Source organism: Streptomyces sp. AA1529 (assembly GCF_000280905.1).
Classification (GTDB): domain Bacteria; phylum Actinomycetota; class Actinomycetes; order Streptomycetales; family Streptomycetaceae; genus Streptomyces.
Genome location: NZ_ALAP01000048.1, coordinates 54,502 through 78,657 on the forward strand (window position 1 = coordinate 54,502; position 24,156 = coordinate 78,657).

A 24,156-nucleotide genomic window follows, 5' to 3' on the forward strand; every position below is an offset into this window, starting at 1 on the left:
CCGGGGACGTTTCCCCGGGCCCCTCCGCGCAGTGTGCCGTCAGCGGCCGGCGGTCAGCGCTCCGCCTTGCCGTCGATGAAGTCCTGCACGTTCTGCCGGGCCACGTCGTCGAAGTACTGCACGGGCGGCGACTTCATGAAGTACGAGGACGCCGAGAGGATCGGGCCGCCGATACCGCGGTCCTTGGCGATCTTCGCGGCGCGCAGCGCATCGATGATCACACCGGCGGAGTTGGGCGAGTCCCACACCTCGAGCTTGTACTCCAGGTTCAGCGGCACGTCGCCGAAGGCACGGCCCTCCAGCCGGACGTAGGCCCACTTGCGGTCGTCCAGCCAGGCGACGAAGTCCGAGGGGCCGATGTGCACGTTGTCGGCGCCCAGGTCGCGGTCGGGGATCTGGGAGGTGACGGCCTGCGTCTTGGAGATCTTCTTGGACTCCAGCCGCTCCCGCTCCAGCATGTTCTTGAAGTCCATGTTGCCGCCGACGTTCAGCTGCATCGTGCGGTCCAGGACGACCCCGCGGTCCTCGAACAGCTTCGCCATCACCCGGTGCGTGATGGTGGCGCCGACCTGCGACTTGATGTCGTCACCGACGATCGGCACGCCCGCGGCGGTGAACTTGTCCGCCCACTCCTTGGTGCCGGCGATGAAGACGGGGAGCGCGTTGACGAAGGCCACCCCGGCGTCCAGGGCGCACTGCGCGTAGAACTCCACGGCCGACTGCGAGCCGACGGGCAGGTAGCAGACCAGCACGTCCGCCTGCGCGTCCTTCAGCGCCCGGACGACGTCGACGGGGGCGGCGTCGGACTCCTCGATGGTCTCGCGGTAGTACTTGCCCAGACCGTCGTGGGTGTGGCCGCGCTGCACGGAGACGCCGGTGGGCGGCACGTCGCAGATCTTGATGGTGTTGTTCTCGCTGGCGCCGATGGCGTCGGCCAGGTCGAGGCCCACCTTCTTGCCGTCGACGTCCAAGGCGGCGACGAACTCGATGTCGCGCACGTGGTAGTCGCCGAACTGGACGTGCATCAGACCCGGCACCTTGCCGTCCGGGTCGGCGTCCTTGTAGTACTCGACGCCCTGGACCAGCGATGCGGCGCAGTTGCCCACGCCGGCGATGGCTACGCGAACCGAACCCATTCCGGTTGCTCCCTGTGTGTTCTCGCTGAGGCTCGCAACGGAGCGCGGCCTCATCTGTCGGTGTTGTCGGACGGACCCGGTGCTGGACGGTCCGGACGGGTCTCCCGTGCCGGGCGCCCCGCACGCTCGCTCTCGATGAGTTCGCTGAGCCAGCGGACTTCGCGCTCCACGGATTCCATGCCGTGGCGCTGCAGTTCGAGCGTGTAGTCGTCGAGGCGCTCGCGGGTACGGGCGAGGGAGGCGCGCATTTTGGCGAGCCTCTCCTCCAGTCGGCTGCGGCGTCCCTCCAGCACGCGCATGCGGACGTCGCGCGAGGTCTGGCCGAAGAACGCGAAGCGGACGCCGAAGTGCTCGTCCTCCCAGGTGTCGGGACCCGTCTGGGAGAGCAGCTCCTCGAAGTGCTCCTTGCCGTCGGCCGTCAGCCGGTACACGATCTTCGCCCGGCGCCCGGCCAGCGGGGCCGTCTGGGCCCGCGCGGACTGCTGCTCCTCCGGCTGCTCGCTCGGCTCCTCCACCAGCCAGCCGCGCTGCACCAGCGCTTTGAGGCAGGGGTAGAGCGAGCCGTAGCTGAAGGCGCGGAAGACGCCGAGCGAGGTGTTGAGCCGCTTGCGCAGCTCGTACCCGTGCATCGGGGACTCGCGCAGCAGACCGAGTACGGCGAACTCGAGTACGCCGGAGCGCCTGCTCACCGTCCGCCCACCTCCGTCCACAACCGCTTATCCCGTGCTTATCTCGCTCTGATGTATCGACTCGATACATCTCGACGATAGAACGCGGCGCCGGAAGCGACAAGAGGGGGGTCGGTGAAGGCCCTCACATCGCCGATTCACCGGAGTACCTTTGCGTCCTTTGTGGCGAATACCGGCTAAGGATGGTTTTGGAGCTGCGTAGTCTGTCCGCGTGCAGACCACCGGGAACCGTGCGACGCGAGTGCGCGTCCTCGTCTCCGGTGAAGTGCGTCCGGGTCCGGTTCTCCCGTCCCGGCGCACCCGGGGGGACCAGAAGCAAACTGCCACCTTCAGGCGCACGGGCCGCCTGCCCGAGGAGTAGCTGTTCCAATGAGCGGAAACCGTCGAAAGCCGCCGCAGGGGCGCGGCCGTCGCGCGGCGCAGCCGCCACCGTCCTCCGGCCGCCGGTCGGCCTCCCGCGGTGGCGAGCAGCAGCCGCCCTCCGGTCCGGGGCCCGAGGCACAGGGCCACCGGTCGGCACCCGGCGGCTCCGGCCACGGCGGCCGCGCGGAGGCCAGGAGGGCCGCCCAGGGCGGCGGACGGCGGCGGGCCGCGTCGGCGGCCGCGAACGCCCAGGGCGGGCGGCGCGGAGCCGGTCGCGGCCGCGAGACGCCGGAGCGCAAGCGCTTCATCGACTACCCGCGGGCCGGGAAGCACGGCGTGCGGCGCTGGCTGCCGTCCTGGAAACTGGTGTCCGCCACCGGCTTCGGCTTCGTCGGGCTGCTGATCGTCGCCTTCGCGATCGGCCTGTGGATGGTGGAGGTCCCCGACCAGGCCAAGGCGGACGCGCGCTCGCAGACGAACGTCTACTACTGGGAGAACGGCGACCGGCTCGCGGTGGCGGGCGCCGAAGGCGAGAAGAACCGGCAGAACGTCTCACTGAGCCAGATGCCCAAGTCGCTCCAGCACGCGGTCGTCGCCTCGGAGAACGCCTCGTTCTGGGACGACTCCGGCGTCGACCCGATGGGTATCGCACGCGCAGGCTTCAACATGGCGACCGGCGGTGAGACCCAGGGCGGTTCGACGATCACCCAGCAGTTCGTCAAGAACAACTACCTCACCCAGGACCAGACCATCAAGCGCAAGGTCACGGAGCTGTTCATCTCCATCAAGGCCGGCGCCACGATGAAGAAATCGGAGATCCTGGAGGGATACCTCAACACCGCCTACTTCGGCCGCGGCGCCTTCGGCGTCCAGGCGGCCTCGCAGGCGTACTTCGGCAAGGACGTCGAAAAGATCGATGCCTCCGAGGGCGCGTATCTGACGACGCTGCTGAACGGCTCCGCGCTCTACGACCCCTACGAGGGCGACCGGAAGGCCAACGAGGCACGTTCGCTCAAGAAGTGGACGTCCGTCCTCAACCGCGAGGTCGAGGTCCACAAGATGTCCCGCGCCAAGGCGGACGAGTACATCGACAAGGGTCTGCCGGACATCAAGCCGCCGAAGAAGGCGATGGACAAGCGGGGGCAGAAGGGCTACCTGATCGACCTGGCCAACCGCTATCTGGTCAACAACGACGTCCTCACCCGGGAGCAGCTCAACCGCGGCGGCTACCAGATCACCACGACCTTCGACAAGCAGAAGACGTTCGCCCTCCGGGACTCGGTCAACAAGATCTACAAGGAGAACATCGACCCGAAGAAGCGCCCGGATCTGGACACCCACGTCCAGTTCGGCGGCGCCTCGGTCTCTCCCAGCGACGGCAGAATCGTGGCCCTGTACGGCGGCAAGGACTACGTCAAGCACTTCACCAACAACGCGGACGAGACCGGTGTGCCCGTCGGCTCCACCTTCAAGCCGTTCGTGCTGAGTGCCGCCATGCGCGACGGGGTGCGCGACCGCAGCGGAGACGAGCAGCAGTCCGCCGACCAGCGCACTCTCGCCAACCCGGACAAGAGCTTCTACAGCGGCAAGAACAAGATGCTCGTCCGCAACTACAACGGCGAGATCTGGAAGAACAAGGAAGGGGAGTCCTGGCGGCAGACCAACGACGGCAACCAGGACTACGGCGAAAAGTCGGAGGACTACCGGATCAATCTGCGCGAGGCCATGGTGCACTCGGTGAACACCCCCTACGTGCAGCTCGGCATGGACGTGGGCATCCCGACGGTGCGCAAGAACGCCGAGGACGCCGGACTGCTGCCCTCCAGCCTCAACAAGTCGAACAGCCCCTCCTTCTCGCTGGGCATCTCCACCCCCAGCGCGATCCGGATGGCCGGCGCCTACGGCACGTTCGCCGCAGAGGGCAAGCAGCGCGACCTGTACTCGGTGACCAAGGTCGTCGGCCAGGACGGCAAGCGCCTGACCCTGCCCGAACACAAGGTCAAGCAGTCCTTCAGCCCGCAGGTGGCCAACAACGTCACCGACGTGCTGACGGACGTCGTCGAGCGGGGCACCGGCACCGTCGCCAAGGGCATCGGCCGCCCGGCGGCCGGCAAGACGGGTACGACGGACGGCAACAAGTCGGCCTGGTTCGCCGGGTACACCCCGCAGCTGTCGACCGCGGTCGGCATGTGGCGGATGAACGACGACGCCTCCGCCAAGAACCGCAAGTTCCTGGAGATGTTCGGCACCGGTGGCCAGGAGAAGATCCACGGCGCCTCGTTCCCGGCGCAGATCTGGACCTCCTACATGAAGGCCGCCCTCAAGGGCACCAGCGTCAAGCAGTTCCCCAAGGCACAGCCCATCGGGGACAAGGTCTACGGGCCCGGCGAGAGCCCCGAGCCGACGCCGACCGAGACCACGGCGCCGCCGAGCCCGTCGGAGACGCCGAGCGAGACGCCGTCCGAGGAGCCCTCGGAGTCCGAGTCGAACGACCCCTCACCGTCCGAGACGAGCTGCCCGCCGCTCGACCCGCGGTGCCAGGAGAACGGCGGCAACGACAACGGCGGAAACGGCAACGGCGGGAACGGCAACGGCGGGAACGGCGGAACCTCCGGCCCCGGCGGCGACGGGGGTGGTACCGGCGATCCCGGCGGCACCGACAGCGGCCAGATCTTCGGCGGCCCGGTCGGCTCCCGGAAGGAGTGAGCGCCCGCCCAGGGCGCTGACGCACCGCTCCGCGGACGGCCCCCGGCCCGACTCCTGGAACCACGGGAGTCCGAGCCGGGGGCCGTTCCGGTATCCGGGGTGCGGCAGGATGACCCCATGACGAGCGCCCCCACCGCACGGAACCCCGCTCCGCGATCCGGCCGACCCTCCGCCGCGCCGCCCGTCGTACGCCCCACGGACCACGACGAGGTGGCGACCGCCGCGAGCGAAGTGGCCGGCGGTCCCGCCGGGCGGCGCGCCCTGAGCGGGACCGGCTGGTGGACACCGATCCGCACCGTGGTGGCCCTCGCCCTGGCCATGTACACGCTCGGCATGCTGCAGAAGGTCCCGTGCCTGGACGGGGGCTGGTTCTCCGGGCAGACCGCGCAGTACGTGCACGCCTGCTACTCCGACATCCCGCACCTCTACCACGGCCGGGGCTTCGCGGACGGCTTCCTGCCCTACCTCGACCGCATCCCGGACCGGGTCTCCGGCGGCATGGACTATCTGGAGTACCCCGTGCTCACCGGGGTCTTCATGTACATCGCGGCCAAGCTCACGGTGGGCGGGGACTCGCTCCAGCAGGACGAGCAGATCTACTGGGTGGTCAACGCCGGGATGCTGCTGGTCTGCGCCGCGGTGCTGATCGTCTGCGTGGTCCGCACCCACCGCAACCGCCCCTGGGACGGCATGCTCGTCGCACTCGCCCCCGCGCTGGCGCTGACCGCGACCATCAACTGGGATCTGCTGGCGGTGTCGATGACAGCCGCCGGAATGCTGCTGTGGTCCCGCTCGCACCCCTTGGCGGCAGGCGTGCTGATCGGCCTGGCGACGGCAGCGAAGCTCTACCCCGCGCTGCTGCTCGGTCCGCTGCTGCTGCTGTGCTGGCGGGCCGGACGCTGGGGCGCCTTCGGTCGGGCGGCGGGTGGCGCGGCCGCCTCGTGGGCGGTGGTGAACGTGCCGGTGATGCTGCTCTCCTGGGAAGGCTGGTCGAAGTTCTACCGCTTCAGCCAGGAGCGTCCGGTGGACTTCGGCTCGCTGTGGCTGATCCTCCAGCAGCGGACCGGGCGCACGCTCGACGACGCCAACCTCTACGCCACCCTCCTGATGGCCCTGGGATGCGCGGGTATCGCCGCCCTCGCACTGTGCGCGCCCCGCCGCCCCCGGTTCGCCCAACTCGCCTTCCTGGTAGTCGCGTTGTTCGTGCTCACCAACAAGGTCTACTCACCGCAGTACGTGCTGTGGCTGATCCCCCTGGCCGCCCTCGCCCGCCCCAAGTGGCGGGACTTCCTCATCTGGCAGAGCTGCGAGGCGCTCTACTTCCTGGGGATCTGGATGTACCTCGCCTACAACGGCTCCGACAAGCACCAGGGCCTGCCCGAGGACGGCTACCAACTCGTCATCGCCGCACATCTGCTCGGCACCGCCTATCTGTGCACGATGGTGGTCCGCGACGCACTGCGCCCCGAGCACGACCCGGTCCGCCGGGACGACGGATCCGACGACCCGGGCGGCGGGGTCCTGGACCGGGCACCCGATGCGTTCTCCCTGACCTCGCTCACCCGCTCACCGGTGCTCCAGCGCTCCGGGGTACCCATGGCCCGGGCAGCGGTGCACTGGGGCACGACGCTGCGGGAGTGAGCAGGCCGGTCCTTGGGGCCCGGTACGGGCCGCGGCAGGGACGGAGCGGAGTCAGGCGGGGCGGGCAGCGGGGTCGGTGGCGTCGTTTCACGTGAAACCGACGTGGTCGGTCCGGACTGTGTGAGGCTGTCCCCATGTCCGTCGCCCGCGATCTCCGCACCCTGCTCCGTTTTCCGGACTTCCGGAAGCTGCTGACGGTACGGCTGCTCTCCCAGTCGGCCGACGGCATCTACCAGATCGCGCTGGCGGCCTATGTCGTCTTCTCCCCCGAGAAAGAGACCTCCCCTGCCGCCATCGCCTCCGCACTGGCGGTGCTGCTGCTGCCGTACTCCTTGCTCGGACCGTTCGCCGGAGTGCTGCTGGATCGCTGGCAGCGCAGACAGGTGCTCTTCTTCGGCAACCTGCTGCGCACCGCATTGGCGGCCGTCACAGCGGCGCTGGTGTTCGGTGCCGTTCCCGAGTGGCTTGTCTTTCTGTCCGCGCTCACCGTCACGGCCGTCAATCGGTTCGTGCTCGCCGGGCTGTCCGCCGCCCTGCCGCGCGTGGTGGACGGCGAGCGCCTGGTGGTGGCCAACTCCCTCTCGCCGACCGCGGGGACGCTCGCCGCGACGTTGGGCGGCGGCGTCGCCTTCGTGGTGCGCTTCCTCGCCCCCGGCGCCGGACGGGACGCGGATGCCCTGGTCCTGCTGACGGCCGCCGCGGTCTATCTGCTGGCCGGCCTCGCCTCGCTGCGGATGGGCAGAGAACTGCTCGGTCCCGATCCCGCCGAGGTGCAGCCCCGCATCCTCGCTGCCGTCGCCAGCACCGCACGGGGACTGCTCGCGGGACTGGTCCACCTCGGCGGGCGCCCCGCCGCCGTGTACGCGCTGACAGCCTCGGCGGTGATGCGCTTCTGCTACGGCGCGCTGACGGTCACGGTGCTGATGCTGGCCCGGTACGCATGGAACGGAAGCGGCGACACCGACGGTGGGCTCCCGCTGCTGGGAGTCGCGCTCGGTCTCTCCGGGCTGGGGTTCTTCATCGCCGCCGTCATCACACCCTCGGCGGTGCCCCGGTTCGGCATCTTCGGCTGGATGGCGCTGTGCGCGGGTGCCGGGGCCGTGCTGGAGCCGGCCCTGGGGCTGTCCTTCCGTCCCGTGCCGATACTGCTGGCCGCGTTCGTGCTGGGGCTGGTGACCCAGGCCGGGAAGATCGCCACGGACACCGCTGTCCAGACCTCCGTGGACGACAGCTTCCGCGGCCGGGTCTTCTCCCTCTACGACATGCTCTACAACGTGTCCTACGTCGGCGCGGCCGGAGTCGCCGCGGCAATGCTCCCGCCGGACGGCCGGTCCGCGGTCATCGTCGTCGGAGTGGCCGTGCTGTACGCGCTCCTCGCCGCCGCGCTCTTCCGCGTTTCACGTGAAACAACGCTGCGCGGCGGGACGGACCGGGTCAGCCCTCCTGCTGGCCCCACCACTTCCTGAGCTCCGCGACAGCGGCGTCGTACCCCAGCGGCCCGTGCTCCAGCCGCAGCTCCAGCAGATGCTTGTACGCCCGCCCCACCACAGGCCCCGGGGGCACGTCCAGCTCCCGCATGATCTCGTTGCCGTCGAGATCGGGCCGGATGGCATCCAGCTCCTCCTGCTCCTGGAGCCGGGCGATGCGCTCCTCCAGGCCGTCGTAGGCGCGGGAGAGCGCCTGCGCCTTCCGCTTGTTGCGGGTGGTGCAGTCGGAGCGGGTCAGCTTGTGCAGCCGGCTCAGCAGCGGCCCGGCGTCCCGCACATAGCGACGCACCGCGGAGTCCGTCCACTCGCCCGTGCCGTACCCGTGGAAGCGCAGATGGAGCTCGACCAGCCGCGAGACCTCCTTGATCATCTCGCTCGGGTACTTGAGCGCGGCCATCCGCTTCTTCGTCATCTTGGCGCCCACCACCTCGTGGTGGTGGAAGGAGACCCGTCCGTCCTTCTCGAACCGCCGCGTCCTCGGCTTGCCGATGTCATGCAGCAGCGCCGCCAGCCGCAGCGTCAGATCGGGGCCGTCCTCCTCCAGGTCGATCGCCTGGGCCAGCACCGTCAGCGAGTGCTCGTAGACGTCCTTGTGCCGGTGGTGCTCATCGCGCTCCAATCGCAGCGCGGGGAGCTCCGGCAGCACCCGGTCGGCCAGCCCGGTCTCCACCAGCAGCCGCAGCCCCTTGCACGGCTGCGGGGAAAGCAGCAGCTTGTTCAGCTCGTCCCGGACCCGCTCCGCCGAGACGATCCCGATCCGGTCGGCCATCTCCTTCATGGCGGCCACGACCTCCGGAGCGATCTCGAAATCGAGCTGCGCGGCGAACCGGGCGGCACGCATCATCCGCAGCGGATCGTCCGAGAAGGACGCCTCAGGAGTGCCCGGTGTGCGCAGTCGGCGGGTGGCCAGATCCTCCAGCCCGCCATACGGGTCGACGAACTGTTTCTCCGGCAGCGCGACCGCCATCGCGTTCACCGTGAAGTCACGCCGGACCAGGTCCTCCTCGATGGTCTCGCCATAGGAGACCTCGGGCTTGCGGGAGGTGCGGTCGTAGACCTCCGACCGATACGTCGTCACTTCCAGGACAAAGTCGGATTTCTTGATCCCAACGGTGCCGAAGGCGATGCCCACGTCCCACACCGCGTCCGCCCACGGCCGCACGAGGGCGAGCACGTCCTCGGGCCGGGCGTCCGTGGTGAAGTCGAGATCGTTACCAAGCCGCCCCAGCAGTGCGTCCCGTACCGAGCCGCCGACCAGAGCGAGCCGGAACCCCGCCTCCTGGAAGCGGCGCGCTAGCTCGTCCGCCACCGGCGAGACCCGCAGCAGTTCACTCACGGCGCGCCGCTGCACCGCACTGAGCTGCTCGGCCGCCGGACGGTCCGCTGCGGACATCGCGGGCACGACGGTGGGCTGATCCTGGCTGTCACTCTTGGCGTTCGGCACAACAGCACAGGTTACGTTGCCGCCCCGCGCGCAGGCGCCCCCGTTCCCGGCAACCACCCGGGACCCGCGGCACCGGCCTGGGTGATCATGTGGTGGACGGCGCGGCACTTCCACCCTGCGGGCATCGTTACCATCAGGGATCCGGAACGGGACGCCGGCGCCCCGGAACGGGACGTCGGCGATCCCGCCGTACCCTCCGCGGCCGGTGCATCGACACCGGGCACCGGCACACCGAGCGCCGAGCACCAGACAGCAGGCACCAGGCACCAGGCACCAGGCACCAGGCACCAGGCACCAGGCACCAGAACGACACAGCACATTCGACACACACGTCGACGCAGCAATCGAGACGACAGACGACGGGATGGACGAGCGCGTGGCCGAGGCGGCTGAGAGTCAGGCTCCCCCTGGCCCGGAGGGGACGAACCGCTGGAGGCGCCGGGCTGCGGCGCTCCTCATGGTCGCACTCCCCGTGCTGGCCGGAGTACTCCCCGCAACAGCGCCGACGGCCGCCGCCGCGCCCGCCGCGTCCTCCGGGAACGCGGCGGCGACAGCGCCCTCGGCCCGCAGCGGCACCGGCTCCCGCAGCGCGCAGATCTCCCTCGACGAGGTCACGCCGACCATCCCCGAGAAGGGCGACACGCTCACACTGAGCGGCACCGTCACCAACACCAGCAAGACGACGCTGACCGACCTGCGGCTCGTCCCCCGGATCGGCCCCACGCTCACCTCGCGCAGCGCCATCCAGCAGGCAGCACGGCGCAAGGGCTACCTCTCGGGGGCCGACGGCATCGAGGTCCCCGGCGACCACGGCGCGCGGCTCAGCGGCCTCGCCTCCGGCGTCACCCGGCCCTTCACCCTCAAGGTGCCCGTCGACGACCTCCACCTGAGCAGCAGTGGTGTCCACCAGCTCGGCGTCTCCCTCACCGGGCAGACCCGCAACCGGCCCTACGCCCAGATCCTCGGCATCGGCCGCACCTTCCTGCCCTGGCAGGAGAAGGCGCCCGAGAACCGGACCCGGCTCACCTACCTCTGGCCGCTGATCTCCACCCCGCACGTCACGGCACGCACCCAGTCCGACGAGCAGCAGACGCCGGTCTTCGAGGACGACTCGCTCGCCGAGGAACTGGCACCCGGCGGCCGCCTCCAGCAGATGCTGGAGCTGGGCAAGGACCTCGACGTCACCTGGGTCGTCGACCCCGACCTGCTGGCGAGCGTCGACATGATGGCCGGGCGCTACCGGGTGCAGAAGCCCGGCGGCAAGCCGGACGAGACCGTCGCGGGAAAGAACCAGGCGTACGCCAAGCGCTGGCTGGCCGAGCTCCAGCAGGCGGTCGAGGGCAAGGAGGTCGTCGCCCTCCCGTTCGCCGACCCGGACCTGGCCTCGCTCGCCCACCGCGGCACCAGGGTCCGCGGTGCCCTCAGCTCCCTGGGGCAGGCCACCACGCTGGCCAGGAGGACCGTGCAGGTGGTGCTCCACGTGAAACCGAGCACGGACTTCGCCTGGCCCTACCAGGGCGCCGTCGACTCCTCCATCGTGGACGTCGCCACCTCGGCGGGCGCGCACAACGTGATCGCCCGCAGCGACAGCGTCCGCGAGAAGGGGCTCTCCTACAGCCCCACCGCGGCGCGCCCGATCGGCAGCGGCAACACGGCGCTGGTCGCCGACGCGCTGCTGTCCACCGCGTTCGAGGGCGACATGTCGCGGGCGGGGAACTCCTCGCTCGCCGTCCAGCGGTTCGCCGCGCAGTCCCTCGCACTGGCCCGGCAGGTGCCCTCCCGCAGCCGCAGCGTCGTCGTCGCCCCGCAGCGCAGGCCCAGCGTCTCCCAGGCGCAGGCGATGGCGGACGGCATCAGGGCGCTCGGGCGCAGCAGCTGGACGGAGACCGGCAGCCTGGCGGACGCCGCCGAGGCCAAGCCCGACCCGGACGCCCGGCGCCGGATGCCCGGCCCGTCCTCCTATCCGTCCTCGCTGCGGAAGAGCGAGCTGCCCACCGCCGCCTTCGAGCAGGTGCGGAAGACCAAGGACGGGCTGGAGGACTTCAAGCGGATCCTCAGCCAGGCCGATCGCGTCATGCCGCCGTTCACCACGGCGATAGACCGCGAGGTCTCCAATGCCTGGCGCGGCGAGGCCCGCGCCGGACAGCGCTACCGCGACTCCGTGGAGAAGTACCTGCTGGAGCTGCGCGGCGCGGTCAAGCTCATCAAGAAGTCGGACATCACCCTCTCCGGGCGCGAGGCCACCATCCCGGTGACCGTCCAGAACAACCTCGCGCAGGGGGTCGACGGGCTCGTCCTGGAACTGCGCTCCAGCCGGGTGGGGCTGGACGTGGGCGACGCCAAGCGGGTCAAGGTCGACGGGGAGCACACCCAGTCCCTCAAGTTCGACACCAGCGCCAAGAACAACGGCCGCGCCTACGTCTACGCACAGCTCTACACGGAGGACGGTGAGCGCTACGGCAAGGTGATGAAGTTCCAGGTCAATGTGACCTCCATCACCTCGACCGTGCTGCTGGTGATCGCGGGCGGCGTACTGCTGATCGTGCTCGCGGGCATCCGGATGTACACCCAGCGCAAGCGCTCCGGCCCGGCCCCCGACCCGGACGCCCCGCTGGAGCAGCCGGACGGCGACGACGAGGATGACGCGGCCGGCGCGGACGACGCCGAGGACGGCGACGCGGGCGACGGCAATGGTCCTGGCGACGGCGGGGGAGCCGCCCCCGAGGGCTCTCCCGAGGACGGTGCCGAGGACCACGCCGAAGGGACGGCCGCCGCCGAGCGTGACGGCAGTGACGGCAGTGACGGCAGTGACGGAGACGACACCGAACGGGAAAGCGACAACCCCCCGGCGACGGGTGAGAAAGTGGACCGTTGACTCATCCGGGCGAGCAGGGGCAGGGGTAGGTAGCGACGATGAACGCGCCGTATGGCGGTGACCGGGGCCGGAACCCCGGTGACGGCTCTGGCCGGCCGGAAGACGCGTACGCACAGGACTCGTACGGGCCCGACCCGCACGACGAGCGCGACCCCTCGGCCCACGATCCGCACACGTGGCCCTCCCCCGGACCGCAGCCCGAAGATCCGCACTCGGCCCAGGACCAGCCGCGCGCTCCCCGGAGCCGGCCGTACGAGGGACAGCAGCCGTACCCGAGCCGGCCGTATCCGGGCCAGGCCCAGCAGGGACCGGGACATCGGGGTCAGGCCCAGCAGGGACCGGGACATCGGGGTCAGGCCCAGCAGGGACCGGGACACCCGGGCCAGGCCCGGCAGAGCTGGCCGCCGCAGAGCCAGGCGTACCAGGGCCCGGGACCGGACCAGCACCCGCTCCAGGCCCCCGGCACGGCCCACCGGCCACCGGCCCCGGCCACACCTCCGTCCTCGCCCACGCCCCCGCCGTCGCCCGCACGGCAGAGTGACGCGTTCGCGCACCTCTACCGCGACCAGGGACAGGCACCGCCGCAGCAGACCGCACCCCCCGCGGGGCCGCCCCAGGCGTACGGCCCGCCCGCCGACCGGAGACAGCCGCCCGGCCCAGCGCCGTGGCAGAACCGCTCGCCGGAGCACGACGCGGGCCGGGACCAGGCGCAGTCCGCCGGGTTCCACCCGGAACCCACGCAGCCACCGCAGCCCTACCCGCCCGAGCCGGGGGCCCCCGGTGCCGCCGAGGAGCCGTCCGCGCAGACGGTCGATCTCGGCACCGTCGTGCCCAAGGGAGCCCCGCCCGGCGAAGAGGGCTCGGCCCAGGCCGCGCCGCCCGCCTCCGGCGGCGGGGGAGGGCTCCTCAAGTCCAGCGCGATCATGGCCGCGGGCACGATGGTCTCCCGGCTCACCGGGTTCGTTCGCTCCGCGATGATCGTGGCCGCACTCGGCGCCTCGGCCCTCGGTGACAGCTATCAGCTCGCCATCACGCTGCCGACCATGATCTATGTGCTGACCGTCGGCGGAGGCCTCAACTCCGTCTTCGTGCCGCAGCTCGTCCGCGCCATGAAGGAGGACGGCGACGGCGGCCAGGCGTATGCGAACCGGCTGCTGACGCTGGTCGCGGTGATCCTGGGGGCACTGGCCGTGGCCTCGGTGTTCGCGGCGCCCGTCCTGGTGCGGCTGATGTCGGTGAAGCTGGCCGACAACCCCGCGGCCAACGAGGTCACCGTGACCTTCGTGCGCTACTGCCTGCCCTCGATCTTCTTCATGGGCATCCATGTGGTGATGGGGCAGATCCTCAACGCGCGGGGCCGCTTCGGCGCGATGATGTGGACGCCGGTCCTGAACAACATCGTCATCATCGCCACCATCAGCATGTTCCTGTGGGTGTACGGCACCGCCGACACCTCCGATCTGACGGTCAGCACCATTCCGCCCGAGGGGGCCCGGCTGCTCGGGATCGGCACCCTGCTGGGCCTGGTCGTACAGGCGCTGGCGATGATCCCCTACCTCCGGGCGGCGGGCTTCCGTATCCGCCCCCGCTTCGACTGGCGCGGTCACGGCCTGGGCAAGGCCGCCAAACTGGCCAAGTGGACGATCCTGTTCGTGCTCGCCAACCAGGCAGGCGTCCTGGTCGTCTCGCAGCTCTCCACCTGGGCGGGCACCACGGCGGCCCAGAGCGGCCACTCCGGCACCGGCTACATCGCCTACTCCAACGCGCAGCTGATCTGGAACATGCCGCAGGCGATCATCACCGTCTCCGTGATGGCCGCGCTGCTGCCCCGCCTCTCCCGTTCGGCCGCCGACGGCGACAGCGGAGCGGTACGGGACGACATCTCGCAGGGCCTGCGCAACTCCGCCGTCGCCATCGTCCCGATCGCCTTCGGCTTCGTGGCGCTCGGCATCCCGATGTGCACGATGATCTACGGCTCGGCCGGCGTGGACGCGGCCCGTTCCATGGGATACATGCTGATGGCCTTCGGCCTCGGTCTGATCCCCTTCTCCGTGCAGTACGTCGTCCTGCGTGCCTTCTACGCCTACGAGGACACCCGCACCCCGTTCTTCAACACGGTGATAGTGGCCGCCGTCAACGCCGTCGCCTCCGCACTGTGCTTCCTGCTGCTGCCCTCGCGCTGGGCGGTCGTGGGCATGGCCGCCTCCTACGGGCTCGCCTACATCCTCGGTGTCGGCGTCGCCTGGCGCCGGCTCAGCCACCGGCTGGGCGGCGACCTCGACGGACGGCACGTGGTCCGTACGTACACCCGGCTCGCCGGGGCCAGCATCCCGGCCACGCTCGCCGCCGGGGCCGCGGCCTGGGGCGTCACCCACGCACTGGGCAGCGGCACGCTCGGTTCGATCGCCGCTCTGCTGGGCGGAGGGATCGTTTTGGGCGCGGTTTTCGTCCTAGCGGCGAAGCGCATGCGCATCGAGGAGATGACGGCGATGCTCGGGATGGTGCGCGCCAGACTCGGCCGATGAAAAGCGGCTGGGAAACCGGCGTATACAACCATCATTCGCCCCCGCGTGTCGTGCATAGCGGCGAGGTGTAGGCACAATGTTTTTTGGCCGTTTCCTGGAAAACGGCCACCACGGATGGGGAGGCAGGAACGACGGTGGCGGAACGGAGCACAGCCGCTGTCGGCGTGGCCGAGACCAGTGGTGCGCATGACGCACCACTGACCGCCCAGCAGGACGGGGCCACGGGCGACGGTGCGACGGACGCGACGAACGGATACAGCCGCAACACCGGGACCTCGGACCACGACGAGTCCCCGGCCCACTCCACCGACACCGCACCGCTGACGGGTACGCACGGTGCCACTCGCCCCGCCACCTCCCCCGAAGGGAGCAGTGGGAACCGGCCGAACTCCGTCGGGGAGGAACCGGCCCGCAACGGCAACCGCGCCGACGAGGCCGGGACCGACGGTGGCGACACCTCCGCGGCCGCTCCTGAACGCGGCACCGAAGCCGAGTCCGACGCCCAGGCCGCGGCAGGCACCGGTCCCGACGCCGACGCCGACGCCGAGAGCGACGCCGGGACGGCCGGTCCCGATGACGACACCGGCACGGACGGCGCCGCAACGGACGCCGAGAGCGCCGAGAGCGCCGAGAGCGCCGAGAAGAAGGACGCGGGACAGCACGCAGGGCAGCAGCAGCCCCGGAAGAAGACCAAGGACCGCGAGAAACCCAGAGCCAGCCGGCAGCAGCCCGAGGCTGCTGCCGAAGAGCAGCCCGGATCGGCCTCCGAACCGTCCGACGGGTCCGCGAAGCCCGCGCCCGCCGAGATGCGCGTCCCCGAGCTGCACAGCGGCCACAAGCTGGCCCGGCGGTACCGGCTGGAGGAGTGCGTCACCCGGCTCGACGGGTTCAGCAGCTGGCGCGCGGTCGACGAGAAACTCCGCCGTGCCGTCGGCGTGCACATTCTGCCCGTCGGCCACGCCCGGGCCCGCCAAGTCCTCGCCGCGGCCCGCTCGGCGGCGCTGCTCGGCGACCCCCGGTTCGTGCAGGTCCTCGACGCGGTCGAGGAGGGCGAACTGGTCTACGTCGTCCACGAGTGGCTGCCCGATGCGGTCCCGCTCAGCGAGCTGCTCGCCGCCGGGCCCCTGGAGCCCCACGAGGCGTATCAACTCGTCAACCAGCTCGCCCAGGCCCTGGCCGCGGCGCACCGCGAGGGCCTCGCCCATCTGCGGCTGACGCCCTCCTGCGTACTCCGGACCGGCATGGGCCAGTACCGCATCCGCGGGCTCGCGGTGACCGCCGCGCTGCGCGGTGTCACGAGTGAGCACCCGCAGCGCGACGACACCGAGGCGATCGGCGCCCTGCTGTACGCGGCGCTCACCCAGCGCTGGCCGTACGAGGAGGGTGCGCACGGACTGCCGGGCACCGGCTCGCTGGACATCGGGGCGCTCGTGGCCCCCGAGCAGCTCCGGGCCGGCGTCCACCGCGGTCTGTCCACACTGGCCATGCGCGCCCTGGTGAACGACGGCGCGACGGCCTCCCGCCAGGAGCAGCCCTGCACCACCCCGGACGAGCTGTGCAAGGCCGTCGCCTCGCTGCCCCGCATCCGCCCGCCGGAGCAGGCGTTCACCACCCCGCCGCCGTACCAGCGCACTGCCTACCAGCAGGGCGGCTTCGCGGCGCCCGGCGTTCCCGGCGGCGCTGCTCCCGGCAGCCCGGCCGCGGTGGCGGGTGCCGAGCCCCCGGCACCGCCCACGCTGCCCGGCCGCACCGGCAAGGCCCTCAAGTGGGGAGTCTCCGCGCTCCTGATCGCCGCCCTCGGTCTGGGGAGCTGGCAGATCGCCGACGCCCTGCTCAAGGGCGAACCGGTAAAGGAGAAGCCCACCAAGCCGGTGGAGGGCGAGGACAAGCCGGTGCGGACCGGCAAGCCCATCAAGATCCAAGAGGTGCAGGACTTCGATCCGGAGAGCTCGGACGGGCGCGAGAAGCCCGAACGGGCCGGCGACGCGGTGGACGGCGACCCCGGCACCTACTGGCTCACGGACAAGTACCTGGGCCACCCCACCTTCGGCAATCTGAAGTCCGGCGCCGGCCTCATCCTCGACCTGGGGACCACCCGGCAGGTCAGCCAGCTGAAGGTGGACTTCATCGGGAAGACCTCGGCGAGCTTCCTGGCCGCACCGAAGAGCATCACCAACACACCGTCCTCACTGGGCAGTTTCAGCAAGGTCACCAACGGCTCCGGGGAACACCTCACCCTGAAGGCCAAGAAGCCCATCAAGACCCGCTATGTGCTGCTGTGGCTCACCAAACTCCCGGCCACCGACGGAGGCGACTACCGTGGTCGCGTCACGGAGGTTCAGGTCCTCAGCTGAGGCCGCGGGCGCCGCTTCCGGCACACGGACCCGGCAGGGTGAGGGGAGGGGCCGCATGGCGAGCGAGGAGGCTCCCGGCGGAACGGCCGAGCCGGACGACAAGGAGCTGCTCGCCCGCCATGTCGCGGGAGACTCCGAGGCGTTCGGCGAACTCGTCCGACGACACCGGGACCGCCTGTGGGCCGTGGCGCTGCGCACCCTCGGCGACCGCGAAGAGGCCGCCGACGCCGTGCAGGACGCGCTCATCTCCGCCTATCGCGCCGCACACAACTTCCGGGGTCAGTCCGCCGTCACCACCTGGCTGCACCGCATCACGGTGAACGCCTGCCTGGACCGGGTCCGGAAGGCGGCCTCCCGCCGGGCCACGCTCACCGACGACACCGAACGGATGGACCAGCTCCTGGAGCCCCAGGAGTCCGCCGCCGCGCCCGTGGAACGCCAGGAGACACATCGCCAGCTCGTCTCCGCGCTCTCCGAGCTCCCGGTGGACCAGCGAGCGGCGCTGGTACTGGTGGACATGCAGGGATACCCCGTCGCCGAGGCCGCAGAGGTGCTCGATGTGGCGGTGGGCACCGTCAAGAGCCGCTGCGCCCGCGGCCGGGCCCGGCTGCTCCCCCTCGTCTCGCATCTGCGCCGGGGCGGCAGCGACGGAGGCGGCAACGGGGACAGCGACGGCGCTTCCGAGGTCGCGACCGGTACCGGAGGGAACCCTCCGCCGGGAGCATCCGTCCCAGCACCGAGAGCGGCGCCGCGCAAGGCACCGCGGAAAGCGGCCCAGCAGCCGCCACCGCGGACGGCTCCGCACACCACCCAGCAGGACACCACAGGCTCCGGGGCCGGGAAAGGAGGGGGACAGGCATGACATCCACTCCTTCTCCGCACGACGAGCACCCGGAGATCGACGAGATCTCCGCGCTCGGCGAGGGAATCGTGCCCGTGGCGCGCCGGGCGGAACTCCGCGCGCATCTGATCACCTGCGCGCTCTGCGCGGAGGTGTCCGCCTCGCTGGAGGAGATCCGGGAGGGGCTCGGCACCCTGCCGGGCTCCGAGCGGATGCCCGAGGATGTGGCAAGCCGGATCGACCGGGCGCTGGCAGCGGAAGCGACTCCGATGGCCGGCGCACCGGGAGAGGCGCGATCCGTCACGGACACGGATGCCGCCGACGTCGGCCGGGACGAGACGGACAGCGGTGACGACAGCGGTGACGGCGCGGCGGCGCATGAGCGTTCCGTTTCACGTGAAACAGCTGTGGGGTCTCTCGGGCTCGCTTCGGGAGCGGACGGGAGCCCGGTTTCACGTGAAACCCAGCAACGCCGTCGCTCCGGGAACGCGGCGGGCGGTCGGCCTCCGGGACATGCCGCAGCGTCCACCGGCCCCGGAGGAGCAGACCGCGGGGCCACCACCCCCGGACCGGGCAGAGGGAACGGTGTCCGAGGCGCTCGGCATCGGCGGCGCACGATCGTGCTGGTCGCGGCGGCATCCATGGCCGTCCTCACCCTGGGCGGCATCACCCTCCGCGCACTCTCCGACTCGGCTCCCACCGAGGTGACCTCGAATACGGCGAAGTCGACCACGGACAAACGGGCACCGCAGGCGCCATCCAGTCCGACGGTCTCCGCCGACACCGACGCCGGGGGCAGCAGCGACGATCAGCAGCTGCGCAAGCGCGTCCAAGGGCTGCTGTCCGACGAGAGCTCGCCCCCGCCGTCCCGCGAGGTGCCGGACAGCCCCACCCCGCCCAGCGACACTCCCACGGTCGATATCGAGCAGAGTCCCAGCAGCGACGGGAACACTCTCCGCGACGACGTCCTCGGCGACGGGCCGACCGTGCCGTCCTGCATCCGCGACAGTCTCCACCGCACGGAGAGCCCGCTGGCCGTCGACTCGGAGGCCACCTTCCAGAATCACTCCGGGTACCTCGTCGTCCTGCCCCACCAGGGCGGCGATCCGAAACTGGTCGATGCCTACGTCGTCGACCCTTCCTGTGTGACCGCCGACCCGTCCCGCCCTGGCAAGGTCCTGTTCAAGGGCACCTACCCGCGCGGGTGACCCGCGGACGAGGGCAGGGGAATGTCTGCCCCGTAGGATCCGTTGGACGGGGTGCAAGCCTCGGCAGAAGTACCCGGAAGCAGTCGGCAGACAAGGAAGACTCCCGTGAGCGACGTCCGCAACGTCATCATCATCGGCTCGGGCCCGGCCGGATACACGGCAGCGCTCTACACCGCCCGCGCGTCGCTGAAGCCGTTGGTGTTCGAAGGCTCCGTCACCGCAGGCGGAGCGCTGATGAACACCACCGATGTCGAGAACTTCCCCGGGTTCCAGGAAGGCATCATGGGCCCGGAACTCATGGACAACATGCGCGCCCAGGCCGAGCGCTTCGGGGCCGAACTGGTGCCGGACGACATCTCCGCGGTCGACCTCTCCGGCCCGGTGAAGAGCGTCACGGACTCCAACGGCACCGTGCACCGCGGCCGGACCGTGATCGTGGCCACCGGCTCGCAGCACCGCACACTGGGCCTGCCCCTGGAGGAAGAGCTTTCCGGTCGCGGCGTCTCCTACTGCGCCACCTGCGACGGCTTCTTCTTCCGCGAGCAGCACATCGCCGTAGTGGGCGGCGGTGACACCGCCCTGGAGGAGGCCACGTTCCTTTCCCGCTTCGCGGCCTCGGTCACCGTGGTGCACCGCCGGGACACGCTGCGCGCCTCCAAGGCCATGCAGGAGCGGGCCTTCGCCGACCCGAAGATCTCCTTCGCCTGGGACAGCGAGGTCGCCGAGATCCACAGCAAGGACGGCAAGCTGTCCGGCCTCACACTGCGCGACACACAGAACGGTGAGACCCGCGAGCTGGACGCGACCGGACTGTTCGTCGCCATCGGCCACGACCCGCGGGTGGACCTGTTCAAGGACACCCTCACCCTGGACGAGGACGGCTACCTCAAGGTGGACGCGCCCTCGACCCGCACCAACCTCCCCGGGGTCTTCGCAGCCGGCGACGTGGTGGACCACACCTACCGGCAGGCGATCACCGCAGCGGGCACCGGCTGCTCCGCGGCGCTGGACGCCGAGCGCTACCTGGCGGCGCTCACGGACGTGGACGCCGAGGAAACCCCCGAGCCGGAGAAGACCGCGGCAACCGTCTGACCCACAGCCCGCGGGGACCGCTACCGGTTCCCGCCCAGCTCCCCCACCCCGCAGTCAACAGAGAATGAGGAGAAGCACCATGGCCGGTGCCACCGTGACCGCGACCGACGCCGACTTCGAGGACGTCGTCCTGAAGAGCGACAAGCCTGTGCTGGTCGACTTCTGGGCGGCGTGGTGCGGACCGTGCCGTCAGATCGCCCCTTCGCTGGAGGCCATCGCCGCCGAGAACGCCGACAAGCTGACGGTCGTCAAGCTCAACATCGATGAGAACCCGGGCGTCGCCGCCAAGTACGGCATCATGTCGATCCCGACCATGAACGTCTACCAGGGCGGCGAGGTCGTGAAGACCATCGTCGGCGCCAAGCCGAAGGGCGCCATCGAGAAGGACCTCGCCGATTTCATCAGCTGAGGATCCCTACCTCACTGAGGGCGCCGTTTCACGTGAAACGGCGCCCTCAGTCGTCTCGACGTCTCAGAGCGGCCGCAGGGCCGGCTCCTTGCTGTGCACCTTCCCCAGCAACTGGTCCAGCGCCCGCTCCATGTCGTGCCGCCAGGAGACCGTGGAGCGCAACTCCAGCCGCAGTCGGGGATAGCGGGGATGCGGGCGGACGGTCTTGAAGCCGACCGAGAGCAGATGCTCCGCCGGGAACATGCAGGCCGGTTCCGTCCACCGGGCGTCGCCGAACGCCTCTATCGCCTTGAACCCCCGCCGCAGCAGATCCTTCGCCACCGTCTGCACGATCACCCGGCCGATGCCCTGCCCCCGGAACTCCGGCAGCAGATAGGCGGTCATCAACTGCACCGCGTCCGGGGCGACGGGACTGGTGGGGAAGGCGAAGGAGCGCGGCACATACGCGGGCGGCGCATAGAGCACATAGCCCACCGTGACCTCGTCCACATAGACGACCCGACCGCAGGAACCCCATTCCAGCAGGACCGAGGAGATCCAGGCTTCCTTCTCCATGTCGGGGCGTCCCGACCTCTGTGCCTCCTCGCCGCTGACCGGATCCAACTCCCAGAAGACGCAGCCTCGGCAGCGGTTGGGCAGATCCGGGAGGTTGTCCAGCGTGAGGGGAACGAGCTGTCGTCCCATGGCACACATCGTATCCGGAGGGCAGCCGCACGACCGCCGGATTCCGCCCCGTCCCCACCGCACCGCCGAGCCAGCACCACAGCGGCGCTACGGCGATGCTCCTACGGCGCCGGGGTCGGCGCCCCGACGACGGCACGACAGCAGCACGACAGCAGTGGAAAGGCCCGGGCGACAGCGCCCGGGCCTTTCCACTGCGAGGTAGGCGCTTGCCTACGAAGAGACCGCTTCCTCGTCGCTGTCGTCCTCGGCGAGCTTCTGCTCCAGCACCCGACCTTCACCGGGAGCGAGCTGGCCCAGAATCCGCTCCAGGTCGTCCATGGAGGCGAACTCGACGACGATCTTTCCCTTCTTCTGGCCCAGGTCGACCTTCACCCGGGTCTCGAAGCGGTCCGAGAGCCGCCCCGCCAGATGGTCCAGCGCAGGGGAGACCCGGGCGCCGGCCCGGGGCCCCTTGGGCTTGGCGCTCTTGGGCTTGCCGCCCATCAGCGTGACGATCTCCTCCACCGCCCGCACCGAGAGCCCCTCGGCCACGATCCGGTGAGCGAGCTTGTCCTGCTCCTCTCCGTCCTCCACGGACAGCAGCGCCCGTGCATGCCCGGCGGACAGCACCCCGGCTGCCACCCGTCGCTGCACCCCGGGAGAGAGCCGCAGCAGCCGCAGAGTGTTGGACACCTGCGGCCGGGAACGGCCGATCCGGTCGGCCAGTTCGTCATGGGTGCAGTTGAAGTCCCGCAGCAGCTGGTCGTAGGCGGCTGCCTCTTCCAGCGGATTCAGCTGTGCTCGGTGCAGGTTCTCCAGCAGCGCGTCGAGAAGGAGCTTCTCGTCCTCGGTGGCGCGGACGATCGCCGGAATCCGCTCCAGCCCCGCCTCGCGGCAGGCCCGCCAGCGGCGCTCACCCATGATGAGCTCGAAGCTGCCGGGTGTGAGCTCCCGGACGACGACCGGCTGGAGGAGACCGACTTCCTTGATGGAGGTGACGAGTTCGGACAGTGCGTCCTCGTCGAAGACCTCACGAGGCTGGCGCGGGTTCGGAGTGATGGCGTCGAGCGGCACCTCCGCGAAGAACGCGCTTCCCGCGTCCTCGGAGGCGCCCTGCGCGGGAACGGCGGAGGCAGTTTCACGTGAAACGGCGTCGTCCGCAGCCTCCTCCTGGTCCCGCTGCGAGAGTTCCGCGACCTTGGCCGCCGCCACGCCCCGCACCCCCTGCTCCGGGGCCAGCACAGGCACGGCGGTGGGGGAGGTGGACCCTCCACTCGTGTTCGGCCTCTGCTGCTCACTCTCTGCATCAGCAGCGTCCGGCCCGGTCGGAGCCGCCGGGATCAGTGCACCGAGCCCCCGCCCCAGACCCCTACGTCGCTCGCTCACTGAGTCCCCTCCGCCATGCTGCCGTGCTGCTGCGCCTGTAGTTGCTGTGCTTGAAGCTGCTGAGCCTGCTGTGCCTGCTGTGCCTGCTCAACATGCGGATCCCGCAGCGCGATTTCCCGCGCCGCCTCCAGGTAGGAGAGCGACCCACTGGAACCCGGATCGTATGTCAGAACCGTCTGCCCGTAGCTGGGGGCCTCCGAAATACGCACCGACCGCGGGATATTGGTCCGCAGGACCTCCTTCCCGAAGTGCCCACGCACCTCCTCCGCCACCTGCGACGCCAGCCGGGTACGGCCGTCGTACATGGTGAGGATGATGGTCGACACGTGCAGTTTCGGGTTCAGATGGCCCTTCACCAGCTCGACGTTCCGCAGCAGTTGGCCGAGGCCCTCCAGCGCGTAGTACTCGCACTGAATGGGGATCAGCACCTCGGCACCGGCCACGAGCGCGTTCACCGTCAGCAACCCGAGGGAGGGCGGGCAGTCGATGAGGATGTAGTCCAACGGCTGCTCGTACGCCTCGATGGCACGCTGAAGGCGACTCTCCCGCGCCACCAGCGACACGAGTTCGATCTCCGCACCGGCGAGATCGATGGTCGCTGGCGCGCAGAAGAGTCCCTCCACGTCCGGCACCGGCTGGACGACTTCCGAGAGCGGTTTGCTCTCCACCAGAACGTCGTAGATCGACGGCACCTCGGCGTGGTGGTCGACCCCCAGCGCCGTCGAGGCGTTGCCCTGCGGGTCGAGGTCGACCACGAGGACGCGGCCCCCGTGCAAGGCCAGCGAGGCCGCGAGGTTCACGGTCGTGGTGGTCTTGCCGACGCCGCCCTTCTGGTTGGCGACGACCATGATCCGCGTCTGGGCGGGCCGGGGCAGGCCCTCCCCGGCACGGTTCATCGCCTCGACCGCCTGCTGTGCCGCGCGGCCGATCGGGGTGTCGTCCATGGGCGGTGGCGTCTCACGTGCCGCATCACCGCGGGGTGCGACCGCGCTGGTATCCCCTGGCTCTGAACGGGGACCGGGGACCGGGTCGGCCATCGGTCCCGCGATGTTGGCGTCGGACCGCAACGGTTCACTCTCCTCAACATCAGGCTCGCTATGAGCAGAGCCTCCCATGCTTTCGGTCCGGTGAACCAGCGAGCCCCACTCAGTTGTGGATGAATCCACTTCCGAGCGGGGCTCAGGGGCGGTCTGGCTGCGCCCGCCGGCGGCGGCGCGGCCTCGGTTGATGATTCCGTGCAACAGAGAGCGGCGTTTCACGTGAAACACGATGCACAGGCACCGCACCGTGTCCGCCGCGACACTCCGTTCCGCGGGGTCTTAAGCGTTTTTATGGAG

16 protein-coding genes are annotated in these 24,156 nt (G+C 70.3%); 10 read left to right on the forward strand and 6 right to left on the reverse strand.

Annotated features, from left to right (window positions below):
* Positions 1-53: 53 nt before the first annotated feature.
* Together A949_RS0114465 and A949_RS0114470 are read right to left on the reverse strand one after the other, a co-directional pair.
* Positions 54-1,136, reverse strand: a complete 1,083-nt coding sequence (locus A949_RS0114465; protein ID WP_019356732.1) for an inositol-3-phosphate synthase — start codon at positions 1,134-1,136, stop codon at positions 54-56.
* Between the two features lie 50 nt (positions 1,137-1,186).
* Positions 1,187-1,825, reverse strand: a complete 639-nt coding sequence (locus A949_RS0114470; protein WP_019356733.1) for a PadR family transcriptional regulator — start codon at positions 1,823-1,825, stop codon at positions 1,187-1,189.
* 369 nt (positions 1,826-2,194) lie between these two features.
* Between A949_RS0114470 and A949_RS0114475 the strand changes: the two genes are divergently transcribed.
* The 3 genes from A949_RS0114475 (at position 2,195) to A949_RS0114485 (ending at position 8,001) form a co-directional block, all read left to right on the forward strand.
* Positions 2,195-4,894, forward strand: coding sequence for a transglycosylase domain-containing protein (locus A949_RS0114475; protein ID WP_019356734.1), 2,700 nt, complete (start codon positions 2,195-2,197; stop codon positions 4,892-4,894).
* 117 nt (positions 4,895-5,011) lie between these two features.
* Positions 5,012-6,535, forward strand: a complete 1,524-nt coding sequence (locus tag A949_RS0114480) for a glycosyltransferase family 87 protein (RefSeq protein ID WP_019356735.1) — start codon at positions 5,012-5,014, stop codon at positions 6,533-6,535.
* Positions 6,536-6,669: 134 nt separating this feature from the next.
* Positions 6,670-8,001, forward strand: a complete 1,332-nt coding sequence (locus A949_RS0114485; protein ID WP_019356736.1) for an MFS transporter — start codon at positions 6,670-6,672, stop codon at positions 7,999-8,001.
* Here A949_RS0114485 and A949_RS0114490 read toward each other — a convergent pair.
* Positions 7,970-9,466: a CCA tRNA nucleotidyltransferase gene (locus A949_RS0114490; protein WP_430523533.1), complete on the reverse strand. Its 1,497-nt coding sequence runs from the start codon at positions 9,464-9,466 to the stop codon at positions 7,970-7,972. The genes A949_RS0114485 and A949_RS0114490 overlap by 32 nt on opposite strands.
* A 376-nt stretch (positions 9,467-9,842) precedes the next feature.
* Here A949_RS0114490 and A949_RS0114495 point away from each other — a divergent pair, with 376 nt between their 5' ends.
* The 7 genes from A949_RS0114495 to trxA all read left to right on the forward strand — a co-directional run bounded on the left by A949_RS0114495 (position 9,843) and on the right by trxA (position 20,770).
* On the forward strand, positions 9,843-12,341 hold the full coding sequence (locus A949_RS0114495; RefSeq protein ID WP_026004642.1) for a DUF6049 family protein: 2,499 nt from the start codon (positions 9,843-9,845) through the stop codon (positions 12,339-12,341).
* Between the two features lie 38 nt (positions 12,342-12,379).
* Positions 12,380-14,866 (forward strand): murein biosynthesis integral membrane protein MurJ, encoded by a 2,487-nt coding sequence (gene murJ / locus A949_RS0114500; RefSeq protein ID WP_019356739.1) that lies wholly within the window; start codon positions 12,380-12,382, stop codon positions 14,864-14,866.
* A 134-nt stretch (positions 14,867-15,000) separates the two neighbouring features.
* A complete protein-coding gene (locus A949_RS0114505) occupies positions 15,001-17,220 on the forward strand; it encodes a protein kinase family protein (protein ID WP_019356740.1) in 2,220 nt (739 codons plus the stop codon).
* A 55-nt stretch (positions 17,221-17,275) separates the two neighbouring features.
* The gene (gene sigM, locus A949_RS33480) at positions 17,276-18,082 is read left to right on the forward strand and encodes an RNA polymerase sigma factor SigM (protein WP_019356741.1); all 807 of its coding nucleotides are present in this window, start codon (positions 17,276-17,278) and stop codon (positions 18,080-18,082) included.
* Complete coding sequence (locus tag A949_RS0114515) at positions 18,079-19,269, forward strand: hypothetical protein (protein ID WP_019356742.1); 1,191 nt, start codon at positions 18,079-18,081, stop codon at positions 19,267-19,269. The genes sigM and A949_RS0114515 overlap by 4 nt, the downstream gene beginning before the upstream one ends.
* A 105-nt stretch (positions 19,270-19,374) precedes the next feature.
* Positions 19,375-20,361: a thioredoxin-disulfide reductase gene (trxB, locus tag A949_RS0114520; protein WP_019356743.1), complete on the forward strand. Its 987-nt coding sequence runs from the start codon at positions 19,375-19,377 to the stop codon at positions 20,359-20,361.
* Positions 20,362-20,440: 79 nt separating this feature from the next.
* The gene (gene trxA / locus A949_RS0114525; RefSeq protein ID WP_019356744.1) at positions 20,441-20,770 is read left to right on the forward strand and encodes a thioredoxin; all 330 of its coding nucleotides are present in this window, start codon (positions 20,441-20,443) and stop codon (positions 20,768-20,770) included.
* 63 nt (positions 20,771-20,833) lie between these two features.
* Here the strand turns inward: trxA and A949_RS0114530 are convergent, their stop codons facing one another.
* From A949_RS0114530 to A949_RS0114540, 3 genes are all read right to left on the reverse strand, one after another.
* Positions 20,834-21,454, reverse strand: a complete 621-nt coding sequence (locus A949_RS0114530; protein WP_019356745.1) for a GNAT family N-acetyltransferase — start codon at positions 21,452-21,454, stop codon at positions 20,834-20,836.
* 210 nt (positions 21,455-21,664) lie between these two features.
* Positions 21,665-22,819 carry a ParB/RepB/Spo0J family partition protein gene (locus tag A949_RS0114535; RefSeq protein WP_026004643.1) on the reverse strand — a complete coding sequence of 385 codons (1,155 nt, stop codon included), beginning with the start codon at positions 22,817-22,819 and terminating at the stop codon, positions 21,665-21,667.
* Positions 22,816-23,934 (reverse strand): ParA family protein, encoded by a 1,119-nt coding sequence (locus A949_RS0114540; RefSeq protein WP_078565436.1) that lies wholly within the window; start codon positions 23,932-23,934, stop codon positions 22,816-22,818. Before A949_RS0114540 ends, A949_RS0114535 begins: the two co-directional genes overlap by 4 nt.
* Positions 23,935-24,156: the final 222 nt, after the last annotated feature.